This window comes from Pseudomonas sp. NPDC089406 (assembly GCF_044900265.1).
In the GTDB taxonomy this organism is placed as follows: Bacteria; Pseudomonadota; Gammaproteobacteria; order Pseudomonadales; family Pseudomonadaceae; genus Aquipseudomonas; species Aquipseudomonas fakonensis.
This window is the reverse complement of sequence record NZ_JBJDNC010000007.1, coordinates 144,040-157,215: the sequence shown is the minus strand read 5'-3', so window position 1 is coordinate 157,215 and position 13,176 is coordinate 144,040. Positions and strand designations below refer to the sequence as shown.

The following is a 13,176-nucleotide window of genomic DNA, read 5'->3' as shown; positions in this document are numbered from 1 at the left end:
CCGGAGCCCGTGATGGACCTGTTTCGAAGCGAACCCGTCGCCCAGCCCCTGGCCGCCCGCCTGCGCCCGTCCAACCTGGACGAGTATGTCGGCCAGGAGCACCTGCTGGCGCGCGGCAAGCCGCTGCGCGAGGCGTTGGAGCAGGGCGCGCTGCACTCGATGATCTTCTGGGGCCCGCCCGGGGTCGGCAAGACCACCCTGGCGCGGCTGCTGGCGAAGTTTTGCGACGCGCACTTCGAAACGGTCTCGGCGGTGCTGGCCGGGGTCAAGGAGATCCGCCAGGCGGTGGAGGTGGCCAAGCAGCAGGCCGGTCAGTACGGCCGGCGCACCATCCTGTTCGTCGACGAGGTGCACCGCTTCAACAAGTCGCAGCAGGACGCCTTTCTACCCTACGTGGAAGACGGCACCCTGCTGTTCATCGGCGCCACCACCGAGAACCCGTCCTTCGAGCTGAACAACGCGCTGCTGTCGCGGGCCCGGGTGTACGTGCTCAAGAGCCTCGACGAGCCGGCGCTGCGCAAGCTGGTCAACCGCGCGCTCACCGAAGAGCGTGGCCTTGGCAAGCGCAACCTGCGGGTGGGTGACGAAGCGTTCAAGATGCTCATGGCCGCCGCCGATGGCGATGGCCGGCGCATGCTCAACTTCCTCGAGAACGCCTCGGACCTGGCCGAAGACGGCAGCGAAATCGATGTCGAGATGCTGCAAAGCCTGCTCGGCGACAGCCGCCGGCGCTTCGACAAGGGCGGCGAGGCCTTCTACGACCAGATCTCGGCGTTGCACAAGTCGGTGCGCGGCTCCAACCCTGATGGTGCGCTGTACTGGTACGCGCGCATGCTCGACGGCGGCTGCGACCCGCTGTACATCGCCCGCCGCGTGGTGCGCATGGCCAGCGAGGACATCGGCAACGCCGACCCCCGGGCCTTGAGCCTGTGCCTGGCAGCCTGGGATGTACAAGAGCGCTTGGGCAGCCCCGAGGGCGAGCTGGCGGTGGCCCAGGCCATCACCTACATCGCCTGTGCCCCCAAGAGTAACGCCGTGTACGTGGGCTTCAAGACCGCCCTGCGCGAAGCCGCCGAGCATGGCTCGCTGGAAGTGCCGCTGCACCTGCGCAACGCCCCCACCAAGCTGATGAAGCAGCTCGGCTATGGCGAAGAATACCGCTACGCCCACGACGAGCCCGACGCCTACGCCGCTGGCGAAGACTATTTCCCCGAGCAGCTTGAGCCACGCCAGTACTACCAGCCGGTGCCGCGCGGCCTTGAGCTGAAAATCGGCGAGAAGCTGCGCCACTTGGCCGAGCTCGACCGCAACAGCCCCCTGCAGCGGAGAAAACCGTGATCGCACTCATCGCCGCCGTCAGCGCGGGTGGCATCGCCGGCACGCTGCTGCGTTTTGCCACTGCCAACTGGGTGGTTGCCCACTGGCCACGGCACTTCTATCTCGGTACGCTGGCGGTCAACCTGATCGGCTGCCTGCTGATCGGCCTGCTGTACGGCCTTTTCCTGCACAAACCCATGGTGCCGGTCGAGCTGCGCGCCGGGCTGATCGTGGGCTTTCTGGGCGGCCTGACGACCTTTTCTTCTTTTTCGCTGGACACCGTGCGCCTGCTGGAAAGCGGCCAGGTACCGCTGGCCCTGGGCTATACCGGCGCCAGTGTGGTGGGCGGGTTGCTCGCCACCTGGGCCGGCCTTGCCCTGACCCGTTTCTGAACCAATACCAACACATAACGAGAGAACGATATGCTCGATTCCAAACTGTTACGCGGCCAACTTCAGGAAGTGGCGGATCGCCTGGCCTCCCGTGGCTTCAGCCTGGATGTCGCGCGCATCGAATCACTGGAAGAGCGCCGCAAGGCGGTGCAGACCCGCACCGAACAGCTGCAGGCCGAGCGTAACGCCCGCTCCAAGTCCATCGGCCAGGCCAAGGCCAAGGGCGAAGACATCGCGCCGCTGATGGCCGATGTGGAGCGCATGGCCAATGAGCTGGCTGCCGGCAAGGCTGAGCTGGACGAGATCCAGGCCGAGCTGGACGGCATCCTGCTGACCATCCCCAACCTGCCGGACGCCAGCGTGCCGGTGGGTGCCAGCGAAGACGACAACGTCGAAGTACGCCGCTGGGGCACCCCGCAAACCTTCGATTTCGAGATCAAGGACCACGTCGCCCTGGGCGAAGTCAGCGGTGGCCTGGACTTCGAGGCTGCGGCCAAACTGTCCGGCGCCCGCTTTGCCGTGCTGCGCGGCCCGATTGCCCGCCTGCACCGCGCCCTGGCGCAGTTCATGATCAACCTGCACACCGGCGAGCACGGCTACGAGGAGCACTACACCCCGTACCTGGTGCAGGCCCCGGCCCTGCAGGGCACCGGCCAGTTGCCGAAGTTCGAGGAAGACCTGTTCAAGATCACCCGCGAAGGCGAGGCTGACTTCTACCTGATCCCGACTGCCGAAGTGTCGCTGACCAACCTGGTGGCGGGCGAGATCCTCGACGCCAAGCAGCTGCCGCTCAAGCTGGTCGCCCACACCCCGTGCTTCCGCAGCGAAGCCGGTGCGTCGGGCCGTGACACCCGCGGCATGATCCGCCAGCACCAGTTCGACAAGGTCGAGATGGTGCAGGTGGTGGAGCCGTCCAAGTCGATGGAAGCCCTGGAAGGCCTGACCGGCAACGCCGAGCGCGTGCTGCAGCTGCTGGAGCTGCCATACCGCGTACTGGCCCTGTGCACCGGTGACATGGGCTTTGGCGCAGTGAAAACCTACGACCTGGAAGTGTGGGTGCCGAGCCAGGACAAGTACCGCGAAATCAGCTCCTGCTCCAACTGCGGCGACTTCCAGGCGCGCCGCATGCAGGCCCGCTGGCGCAACCCGGAAACCGGCAAGCCGGAGCTGGTGCACACCCTCAACGGTTCCGGCCTGGCAGTTGGCCGCACCCTGGTAGCGGTGCTGGAGAACTACCAGCAGGCCGACGGTTCGATCCGCGTGCCGGAAGTGCTCAAGCCGTACATGGGCGGCGTCGAGGTCATTCGCTAAATGGACTACCTGCCGCTGTTTCACAAGCTGCAGGGTGGCCGCGCGCTGGTTGTCGGCGGGGGCGAGATCGCCCTGCGCAAGGCGCGCCTGCTGGCCGACGCCGGCGCCGTGCTGCGCGTGGTGGCGCCGGACATCGACGGCCAGTTGGCCGCGCTTGCCCGTGAAGGTGGCGGCGAGGTGCTGGTGCGCGGTTATGCGCAAGGCGATCTTGCCGGCTGCCGCCTGGTAATCGCGGCCACCGATGACCCGGGCCTCAACGCCCAGGTTTCGGCCGACGCCCAGGCGCTGAGCGTGCCGGTCAATGTGGTGGATGCGCCGGCGCTGTGCACGGTGATCTTCCCGGCTATCGTCGACCGTTCGCCGCTGGTGGTGGCGGTGTCCAGCGGCGGCGATGCGCCGGTGCTGGCGCGCCTGATCCGGGCCAAGCTGGAGGCCTGGATCCCGTCTGCCTACGGCGAGCTGGCCGGCCTGGCCGCGCGTTTTCGCGACAAGGTCAAGGCACTGTACCCCGACGTCAACCAGCGCCGCGGCTTCTGGGAGACGGTGTTCCAGGGCCCGATCGCCGAGCGCCAGCTGGCCGGGCAGGGCGCCGAGGCCGAGCGCCTGCTGCGCGAGATGGTCGAAGGTGCGCCGGTGCAGCAGGGCGGCGAGGTGTACCTGGTGGGCGCAGGCCCCGGCGACCCGGACCTGTTGACCTTCCGTGCCCTGCGCCTGATGCAGCAGGCCGACGTGGTGCTGTACGACCGTTTGGTGGCTCCGGCCATCATCGAGATGTGCCGGCGTGACGCCGAGCGCATCTATGTGGGCAAGCGCCGCGCCGACCACGCCGTGCCTCAGGATCAGATCAACCGCCTGCTGGTGGACCTGGCCCAACAAGGCAAGCGCGTGCTGCGCCTGAAGGGGGGCGACCCGTTCATCTTCGGCCGTGGCGGCGAAGAGATCGAAGAACTGGCCGAGCAGGGCATTCCGTTCCAGGTGGTGCCGGGCATTACCGCGGCCAGTGGCTGTTCCGCCTATGGCGGCATTCCGCTGACCCACCGCGACTATGCCCAGTCGGTACGTTTCGTTACCGGCCACTTGAAAGACGGCACCAGCAACCTGCCCTGGCACGACCTGGTGGCGCCGGCCCAGACCCTGGTGTTCTACATGGGGTTGGTGGGGTTGCCGACCATCTGCGCCGAGTTGATTCGCCATGGCCGTGCGGCCAGTACCCCGGCAGCGCTGGTGCAGCAAGGCACCACGCGCAACCAGCGGGTATTCACCGGTACCCTGGCGGATTTGCCGGCGCTGGTGGCCCAGCATGAAGTGCATGCGCCAACCCTGGTGATAGTCGGGGAAGTGGTGCAGTTGCGTGACAAGCTGAAGTGGTTCGAAGGTTCGCAAAACAGCTGAAATCGCCGGGGCCGCTTTGCGGCCCTTTCGCGGCACAAGGCCGCTCCTACAGGGGAGATGCGTTTCCTGTAGGAGCGGCCTTGTGTCGCGATGGGCTGCAAAGCAGCCCCGGCAATCTCAAGCTAGAACAACGGCACCGAATAACTCACGGTCAACCGGTTCTGGTCCTGGTCCCACTCACTGGGCACCCCGCTGCGCAGCATGCCGTTGCGCCAGCTGAACCCCAGCCCCTTGAACGCACCGCTCTGCACCACATAGTCCAGGGCGATATCGCGCTCCCATTCCTTCTCGTCGCCACCTGAGACCATGCGAATGTTCGTGCCCTTCAGGTACGCCACCGAGGCCACCAGCCCCGGCACCCCCAAGGCTGCAAAGTTGTAGCTGTACTGGCCAAAGCTGGTGCGCTCGCCCGCGCGGGTGAAGCTGGTCACCAGGCGGTCGGTGAACAGGTAGATGCTCGCCCCGGCCGCGCCTTCACCCGTATTACCCTGGTTCAGTTGCACGAAGTTGCCGCTGTCGGACACCCGCTGGTGCCCGAGCAACACCGAATGCCCACCGATGGCGTAGGTGAACATGGCGCTCCAGGTGTCGTTGTCGATCTTGCCTGCGGTGTCCCCCAGGCCACCTACGGTGTAGCCGGCCGCACGGCCACCGGCGGAGTCGTTGCGCCCGCTGGCGTCGGTCTTGAAATAGCGCAGGTCGGTGGTCAGCGACTGGTTGTCAGCCAGCGCCCAGGTGTGCACCAGCCCGGCAAAGTGCTGCAGGTAGTAATCCTCAAGCTTTGCCGCGTAGTACTGCAGCTTGAGGTTACCGGTGAGCTGGTAGTCGGCACCGGCGAACAGGAACTCGTTGCTCTCTTGTGTGCCGCCGGCCACCGCCAGGCCCGAGCGGTTGCTTGAACCGCGGCCGGTGGTGTGCTCCAGGCGCCCGCCGGTGAGGGTCAGGCCGTCGATTTCCTTGGAAGTGAGCATGCCGCCCTCGAAGGTCTGCGGCAGTACCCGGCCGTCGTTGGCCACCAGAATGGGCAGCTTGGGTTGCAAGGTGCCGTAGCGCGCCTCGGTTTGCGAAAAGCGCAGCTTGCCGGTTAGCCCCAGGCGGCTCCAGTCGTGCACCGCGCTACCGTCGCTGTCGTCGGGGATCATCGAGCTGCCACGGTGGTTGCCGGCGCCGCCGTCCAGGCGCACGCCAAGCATGCCGAGTGCATCGACGCCAACACCGACGGTGCCGTCGGTGAAGCCGGACTTGTAGTCGAGCATGAAGCCCTGGGCCCACTCGGCGGTTTTGCTTTGGCCGGCAGCGCCCGGGCGGTCGCGAAAGTCGTTGTTGAAGTAGTAGTTGCGCAGGTTGAGGCTGGCCTTGCCGTCTTCGATGAAGGCGGCGTTGGCCATGGGCAGGGCGAGGGCGCCAGCGGTGAACAGGTACAGGTGCGCGAATGGCTTTGTTGTCATTGTTTTTTCCTGAGGGGAGGGGGTTGTTGCAGGGGGCGCCATCGCCGGCAAGCCGGCTCCTACAGAAGAGCGGTGACACCTGTAGGAGCCGGCTTGCCGGCGATGGCAGTGTTACAGGTCAATCGGGCAACCACTCCTGTAAGGTCAGCTCGACGGTGATGAACGACAGGTTGCGCCCGCGTTGCAGGCGGCCGGCGAAGAGGTTGCCGTCGGCATCGGCCAGCACCGCCTGCAGGCGGCTTTGCCCGGCGACGATCTCGCCGCTGATGCTGAGAATTTCGACCCCGGGGCCTGGCACGTGAATGCCCTGCATGCCCTGGCGGCCCAGGTAGTGCAGTTCACCGTCGATCAGGCTGCCCAGCCCGCCGCGCACCACCGCGCATGCGATGCCGTGGCTGGCGCACAGGGCTTCGGCGCTGTCGATGATGTCTTCGTTGGGCTTGAGCCGGGCCACCACCAAACGGCCCAGCTGGCCGCTTTGCACCTCGGTTTCAAGCACGCTTTCAAGCAAGGGTTGGGCGAGGGTCATGAAGCCTCCTTGAGCACAGGGTGCAGCAGGTTGAACTGGGTTTCGGCGTCCGGCTTGACCTGGTAGGCCACCTGGTCGAACAGGCACAGGCGGATCACCAGCGGCTCGCTGCCGACGATCAGCCGGTTGAGCACCAGGTGGCCGCCATGCTGCTGGCCGTCGCGGTCGATGAAGCCTGCGTGGCAGTGCAGCAGCGGGGCGCCGGCAGCATCGCGACCAACGGTGAGGGCGCCGCTGATGAAGGTGATGTAGCCGTCCAGCACCACCGGCTGGCCATAGTCGTAGGGGCGCTGGGCATCGCTGGTGGTGACCATGCGGTGGTAGCTCAGGTGCGCAGCGCCGCCACACAAAATGCGCCCCACCGCGCTTTGGTAGCGGCGGCCCTGCAACGCGGCCAGCAGGCCTTCGGCGACGTTGCAGGCCAACGGCAGCTCCACCCGCAGCTCTTCGCCGTGGGCCACCTCGCAGTCGAGCAGGCGCGGCTGTTGCGGCTGGCCGCCATGGATGAAGTGGCGCACGCCGCCACGGGTTTCGAAGTGCGGGGTCATGCCGGCTGCTCCTGGCCCGCTTCGAGCAGCGTGCGGATGTGCTTCTTGACGATCTTGCCGTAGCCGGACTTGGGCATGTCGTGCCAGCGCACGAAGCGCTTGGGCCACTTGTAACGCGCCAGGCGCGGCTCCAGGTGGGCCAGCAGTTGCTCGTCGCTGACCTCGCCGGTGGTGACGATCACCGCATAGCCGCACTCGCCCCACTTTTCGTCGGGCATACCCAGCACCGCCACTTCGTTGACTGCCGGGTGGGTCAGCAGGGCTTCCTCGATTTCCCGGGGGTACACGTTGGAGCCGCCGGAAATGTACATGTCCGAGGCGCGGCCGGTGATGAACAGGTAACCCTGCTCGTCAACATGGCCCAGGTCGCCGGTGTGGAACCAACCAAAGCGGAAGCACGCGGCGTTGGCTTCGGGGTTGTTGTAGTAACCGGCGAACACCGCCGGGCCGCGCACGCAGATCTCGCCGTCGGTGCCGGTGGGCAGCTCCACGCCTTGCTCGTCGAGGATCGCCACCTGCATGCCGGTGCGCGGGTAGCCGCACGAGCCGACCTTGGCCTGGGGGCTGTCCTCGGCGTCGTGGCAGTCGGCCGGCAGTACGGTGATGTTGCCGGTGACTTCGCCCAGGCCGTAGTACTGCACCAGCACCTTGCCCAAGGTGCGCAGGGCGTGGCACTGGTCGGCGCGGTACATCGGCGCACCGGCGTAGATCACCTGGCGCAGGCTGCTGTGATCGTAACGCTGCACGGCCGGGTCTTCGGTGAGCATCTTGACGATGGTGGGCACAGTGAACAGGTTGTCGATGCGGTGCTCCTGCACCAGGCGCCAGGCCTCGTCGCAGTCCAGCCGCTCGCCGGCCGGCAGCACGCTGGCCGCGCCCCGGGCGACGTTGACCAGGGCGTGGATGCCGGCGCCGTGGGACAGTGGCGCCAGTACCAGCGAGCGCGATTGCTGGCTCAAGCCCGGCATCAGGTCGGCCAGGTGGTTGTTGACCACAAAGGCCATCTGCCCGTGGGTGAGCACGCCGGCCTTGGGGTGGCCGGTGGTGCCGGAGGTGTAGAAGAACCACAGGGGGTCGTGGTAGCGCACCTCGGCCGGGCGGAACGCCGCTTGCAGTGGCGCGCCTTCGTCGAGCAGGGCGTCGTAGCCCAGCTCGCCCGGGCGCGGGGCACCGATGGCGATGACCGTCTGCAAGGCGGGTGAAACGTCGCGCACGGCATCGACGTAATGGCCGAAGCCTTCGTCGTAGAGCATCGCCACCGCGCCGCTGGAACTGCCCAGGTAGGCCGCCTCCGGCGGGGTGATGCGCACGTTGGTCGGCACCCACACCACGCCCAGGCGGAACGCCACCCAGGCGCTTTCGAACAGCTGCAGGTTGTTGCGCGAGTGCACCAGCAGCCGGTCGCCTTGTTGCAGGCCGCGGGCGCGCAGGGCGGCGGCCAGGCTGTCGACCCGCTGCAGCAGCTGGCGCCAGCTGACGCTGTGCGTGCCACGGATGAAACCGGGCTGGTCGGGCAGGCGGCGGGCCACCTGGGCGAGCAGTTCGCCCAGGTTCATCACGTTGTCGATGCCGGTCATGGGTGTAGCTCCCTCGAAGTCTTTGAATTGATTCCAGCCAGGGGCTGCACACTGCCCCCTGTGGGAGCGGCTTCAGCCGCGAAGCAGGCAACGCGGTGGTTGGCACCGGCTACGCCGGTGTTCGCGGCTGAAGCCGCTCCCACAGGGAATGTGGTGCTGGTAACGCTCTGCAAGCTCATCACACCCCCTCCAGAATGCTTACGTAGTTGGTCACGGCCGCGCCGCCCATGTTGAACACCCCGGCGCGGTCGGCGCGGGGCAGCTGCATGTCGCCGGCCTGGCCGCACAGTTGCATGGCCGCCATCACGTGCATCGACACCCCGGTAGCGCCGATCGGGTGGCCCTTGGACTTGAGCCCGCCGGACGGGTTGACCGGCAGCCGGCCATCCTTGCGGCTGATGCCCTCGGCAATCACCCGCGCGCCCTGGCCGCGTTCGGCCAGGCCCATGGCTTCGTATTCCAGCAACTCAGCGATGGTGAAGCAGTCGTGGGTCTCCACCAGCGACAGCTCAGCCAGGGTCAGCCGGGCCTGGCCCAGGGCCTGCCGCCAGGCCCGCGCCGCGCCTTCGAATACCGTGGGGTCACGGCGCGACAGCGGCAGGTAGTCGTTGGCCTGCACTGCCGCGCGAAAACGCACCGCTGGCTGGCCAGCGATGCGCTGGTCGGCGCGGCTGATCACCAGCGCCGCAGCGCCGTCGCTGATCAGCGAGCAGTCGCTGCGCTTGAGCGGGCCGGCGACGAAGGGGTTCTTGTCCGAAGGCGTGCGGCAGAAGTCGTAACCAACGTCACGGCGCATGTGGGCGTAAGGGTTGAGTGCGCCGTTGGCGTGGTTCTTGGCGGCGATCATGGCCAGCGCGTCGGACTGGTCGCCGTAGCGTTCGAAGTAGGCGCTGGCAATGTTGCCGAACACCCCGGCGAAGCCGTTTTCGACCTCGGCTTCTTCGCGGGCGTAGCAGCACTTGAGCAAAATCTTGCCAACCTCGGCGGTGGGCAGGCCGTTCATCTTCTCGAAGCCCACCACCAGCGCATGCCGCGACTGCCCGCTGAGCACCGCCTGCAAGGCCGAGTGAATGGCCGCAGAGCCTGTGGAGCAGGCGTTCTCCACCCGTACCGACGGGGTGAAGCGCAGCTGCGGCAAGTGGTTGGCCAGCAGTGCCGAAGGGAAGTCCTGGTACACAAAACCTGCGTTGAAATGGCCGACATGAACCGAGTCGATCTGCCCGGGTTCCAGTCGTGCATGGGTGAGGGCGCCGACGGCGGCGTCGGCCATCATCTGCTCGGCGTCGATGTCGGGAAACTTGCCGAAGGGCGCGTGGTACCAGCCGCTGATCAGGGGTGCATCCATGAGGTGTGTCCTCGCTCGATGGGTTTGCGAGGTCGATGGCAAGAACGGTGCCAGGCGCTTGGCAAGCCCTCTGCGCCGTGGTTTTGTGGGCATTGGCCGGGGTGTCGGGCGGTAGCAGTTGCACTGCTACAGGTGTCGCCCTGGGCGGCCGGGCGACAGTCCAGGGAGACACCTGTTACACCCCGGGCAGTACCGAAGTGCTGTGAACACAATTTGATACACCGCTGCGGCTGTTAACCAGGCCCTTGCAAATCAGTGGCTTAGACGCTGACTTGGGCTTGTTTCGATGCTTGCGGGCCGGCCTGGCCCAGGGTGGCACCCCTATTGCTATGTCTCTATCACCATCGCCGTATCCCACTCGATCAATAAGAACAAATAGGTCAGGAGAGCTTCATGAGCGATTTCACCCGCCGTTCCTTCATCAAGACGGCCTCCGTGGCATCGGCCGCGGTCGCTGCCGCCGGGCTTGGCTTCTACAGCCCCAGCACCCGCGCCGCCGACTTCAAACTCAAGTTCGCCAACAACCTGCCCATCAGCCACCCAATGAACGTGCGCGCCCGGGCCATGGCCAAGGCCATCAAGGAAGAAACCAACGGCGCGCTGAGCGTGCAGGTGTTCCCCAGCAGCCAGCTGGGCAGCGACACCGATACCCTGGCCCAGGTGCGCTCGGGGGCGGTGGACCTGTTTTCGCTGTCGCCGGTGATCCTCGGCACCATGGTGCCGTCGGTGCAGATCAGCGCAGTGGGCTTTGCGTTCAAGGACTACCAGCAGGTCTGGAGCGCCATGGACGGCGCGCTGGGCGAGCATGTGCGCGGCGAAATCGCCAAGACCGGCACCCTGTTCGCCTTCGACCGCATGTGGGACAACGGCTTCCGGGTGACCACCACCAGCACCCGGCCGATCACCAGCCCCGACGACCTGCGCGGCATGAAGCTGCGGGTGCCGCCCAGCCCGATCATCATGTCGATCTTCCGCGCGCTGGAGGCGGCGCCCACCAGCATCAACTTCGCCGAGGTGTACTCGGCGCTGCAGACGCGCATCGTCGAAGGCCAGGAGAACCCCATGACCCTGGTGTCCTCGGCCAAGCTGTACGAGGTGCAGAAGTACTGCTCGCTGACCAACCATGTGTGGGACGGCTTCTGGATGCTCGGCAACAGCGCCTCGTTCGCCCGCCTGCCGGCGGATATGCAGGCCATTTTGCGCAAGCACATCGACGCCGCCGTGATGGGCCAGCGCGAGGACCTCGCCAAGCTTGAGGGCAGCACCCGCGACACCTTGAAAGGGCAGGGCCTGGAGCTGGTCGAAGCCCCCGCCGATGCGTTTCGCGACAAGCTTCGCAGCGCCAACTACTATGCCGACTGGCACGACAAGTTCGGTGACCAGGCCTGGGCCATCCTCGAGCAGTATTCCGGGAAGCTGGCATGATGCGCGCCCCTGCGCTACCGGCCTCCACCGTTTCGCAGCGCCTGCCGGCCCGGGTGCTGATCTGCCTCAATACCTGGACCATGCGCCTGGTGGGGGTGATTGCTGTCGCCCTGATGGTGATCGAGACCTTCGTGCTGCTGGCGGGGGTGATTGCCCGCTACGTGCTGCACAGCCCGCTGATCTGGTCCGACGAGCTGGCCTCGTCGCTGTTCATCTGGCTGGCCATGTTCGGCGCCGTGCTGGCGCTGGACCGTGGCGAGCACATGCGCATGTCGGCGCTGGTCAACAAGCTGCCCGCCGCCTGGCGCGGTTTCAGCGAAACCCTGTCGGCGCTGATTGTCTGCCTGTTCGTGGCGATGATCATCGGGCCGGCCATGCAGCATTCCCATGAACAGATGTGGATCACCACCCCGGCGCTGGGCATCCCCGACGGCGTGCGCGCCGCGGCGTTGCCGGTGGGCGCGGTGCTGATGCTGCTGGCGGCGGTGGCGCGCATGGCGCGCTATTCGACGGTGCGCCAGTTCATGGCCGGGCTGGCGGTGGTCGGCGCGGTGGCGGCGGCGCTGTGGCTGGCGCAGCCGCTGCTGGCGGCCATGGGCAACTACAACCTGGTGGTGTTCTTCCTGGTGCTGCTGGGCGCCTGCGTGTTCGGCGGCATCCCCATCGCCTTTGCTTTTGGCACGGCGACCATGGCCTACCTGGCCCTGGCCACCCATGCGCCGTTGTCGATCGTGGTCGGGCGCATGGACGAGGGCATGTCGCACATGGTGTTGCTGGCGGTGCCGCTGTTCGTGCTGCTGGGGGTGGTGCTGCAGCTGTCGGGCATGGCGCGCACGCTGATCGATTTCATGGCCTCGCTGCTGGGCCATGTACGCGGCGGCCTGCAATACGTGCTGCTGGGGGCGATGTTTCTGGTGTCGGGGATTTCCGGCTCGAAGGTGGCCGACATGGCTGCCGTGGCCCCGGCGCTGTTCCCCGAGATGAAACGCCGCGGCTCCAAGCCTGAGGAGCTGGCAGCACTGCTGTCGGCTACCGGGGCGATGACCGAGACCATCCCGCCGAGCCTGGTGCTTATCACCATCGGTGCGGTGTGCAGTGTGTCGATCACTGCGCTGTTCATCGGCGGGTTGATGCCGGCGGTGGTCGCCACCCTGGCGATTGCCGCGGTGTGCTGGTGGCGGTCGCGCAAGGACGACGCGCCGGCCATCGAGCGCGCGCCGCTGTCGCGAGTGGGCAAGACCTTCCTGATCGCCCTGCCGGCGCTGGCGCTGCCGCTGCTGATTCGCGTGGCGGTGCTGGAAGGGGCGGCCACCGCCACCGAGGTGTCGACCATCGGCGTGGCCTACGTGGTGCTGGTGGGCCTGGTGATGCACCTGTTCATGGGCCATATCGAATGGCGCCGGCTGTACCCGATGCTGCTGGAGGCCGCCGCGTTGTCCGGGGCCATTCTGCTGATCATCGGCATGGCCTCGTCGATGGCCTGGGCGCTGACCCAGTCGGGCTTTTCGCAGTCGCTGGTGGAGCTGATCGAGGACATCCCCGGCGGCGTCATCGGCTTCATGGTGGTGACCATCCTCACCTTCCTCATTCTTGGCAGTGTGCTCGAAGGCATCCCGGCCATCGTGCTGTTCGGCCCGCTGATGTTCCCCCTGGCCGAGCTGCTGGGCATCCACCCGGTGCACTACGCCATGGTGGTGATTCTGGCCATGGGCGTGGGGCTGTTCGCACCGCCCCTGGGGGTGGGCTTCTATGCCGCCTGCGCCATCAGCAAGACCTCGTCCGACCACGTTATCCGCCGCGTCTGGGGTTACCTCGGCGCGCTGCTGGTGGCGTTGGTGATCGTTGCCTGTTTCCCGTGGATTTCCATCGGTTTCCTCTAAGAGAGCACCTGA

General features: G+C 66.7%; 11 protein-coding genes. 6 read left to right on the top strand and 5 right to left on the bottom strand.

The window, feature by feature from the left end:
• Nucleotides 1-12 precede the first annotated feature (12 nt).
• From ACI2KK_RS07510 to cysG, 4 genes are read left to right on the top strand one after another with little or no spacing between them, the layout of a single operon-like run.
• Nucleotides 13-1,338 (top strand): replication-associated recombination protein A, encoded by a 1,326-nt coding sequence (locus ACI2KK_RS07510; protein ID WP_217884539.1) that lies wholly within the window; start codon nucleotides 13-15, stop codon nucleotides 1,336-1,338.
• Nucleotides 1,335-1,709 carry a fluoride efflux transporter CrcB gene (gene crcB, locus ACI2KK_RS07505; protein WP_404668462.1) on the top strand — a complete coding sequence of 125 codons (375 nt, stop codon included), beginning with the start codon at nucleotides 1,335-1,337 and terminating at the stop codon, nucleotides 1,707-1,709. Before ACI2KK_RS07510 ends, crcB begins: the two co-directional genes overlap by 4 nt.
• Nucleotides 1,710-1,739: 30 nt before the next feature.
• A complete protein-coding gene (gene serS, locus ACI2KK_RS07500; protein ID WP_404668461.1) occupies nucleotides 1,740-3,020 on the top strand; it encodes a serine--tRNA ligase in 1,281 nt (426 codons plus the stop codon).
• Nucleotides 3,021-4,412, top strand: coding sequence for a siroheme synthase CysG (gene cysG / locus ACI2KK_RS07495; RefSeq protein ID WP_404668460.1), 1,392 nt, complete (start codon nucleotides 3,021-3,023; stop codon nucleotides 4,410-4,412). It begins immediately after the preceding gene.
• A gap of 122 nt (nucleotides 4,413-4,534) precedes the next feature.
• Here the strand turns inward: cysG and ACI2KK_RS07490 are convergent, their stop codons facing one another.
• From ACI2KK_RS07490 to ACI2KK_RS07470, 5 genes are all read right to left on the bottom strand, one after another.
• A complete protein-coding gene (locus tag ACI2KK_RS07490) occupies nucleotides 4,535-5,860 on the bottom strand; it encodes an OprD family porin (protein ID WP_404668459.1) in 1,326 nt (441 codons plus the stop codon).
• Nucleotides 5,861-5,978: 118 nt separating this feature from the next.
• Nucleotides 5,979-6,389 (bottom strand): PPC domain-containing DNA-binding protein, encoded by a 411-nt coding sequence (locus ACI2KK_RS07485; protein WP_404668458.1) that lies wholly within the window; start codon nucleotides 6,387-6,389, stop codon nucleotides 5,979-5,981.
• A complete protein-coding gene (locus tag ACI2KK_RS07480; protein WP_217884545.1) occupies nucleotides 6,386-6,937 on the bottom strand; it encodes a hypothetical protein in 552 nt (183 codons plus the stop codon). Before ACI2KK_RS07480 ends, ACI2KK_RS07485 begins: the two co-directional genes overlap by 4 nt.
• Nucleotides 6,934-8,514: an acyl-CoA synthetase gene (locus tag ACI2KK_RS07475; RefSeq protein WP_404668457.1), complete on the bottom strand. Its 1,581-nt coding sequence runs from the start codon at nucleotides 8,512-8,514 to the stop codon at nucleotides 6,934-6,936. The genes ACI2KK_RS07480 and ACI2KK_RS07475 overlap by 4 nt, the downstream gene beginning before the upstream one ends.
• Before the next feature lie 178 nt (nucleotides 8,515-8,692).
• A complete protein-coding gene (locus tag ACI2KK_RS07470) occupies nucleotides 8,693-9,859 on the bottom strand; it encodes an acetyl-CoA acetyltransferase (RefSeq protein WP_404668456.1) in 1,167 nt (388 codons plus the stop codon).
• A 393-nt stretch (nucleotides 9,860-10,252) separates the two neighbouring features.
• Here ACI2KK_RS07470 and ACI2KK_RS07465 point away from each other — a divergent pair, with 393 nt between their 5' ends.
• A complete protein-coding gene (locus tag ACI2KK_RS07465) occupies nucleotides 10,253-11,284 on the top strand; it encodes a TRAP transporter substrate-binding protein (protein WP_404668455.1) in 1,032 nt (343 codons plus the stop codon).
• On the top strand, nucleotides 11,281-13,164 hold the full coding sequence (locus ACI2KK_RS07460) for a TRAP transporter large permease subunit (protein WP_369990908.1): 1,884 nt from the start codon (nucleotides 11,281-11,283) through the stop codon (nucleotides 13,162-13,164). The genes ACI2KK_RS07465 and ACI2KK_RS07460 overlap by 4 nt, the downstream gene beginning before the upstream one ends.
• Nucleotides 13,165-13,176: the final 12 nt, after the last annotated feature.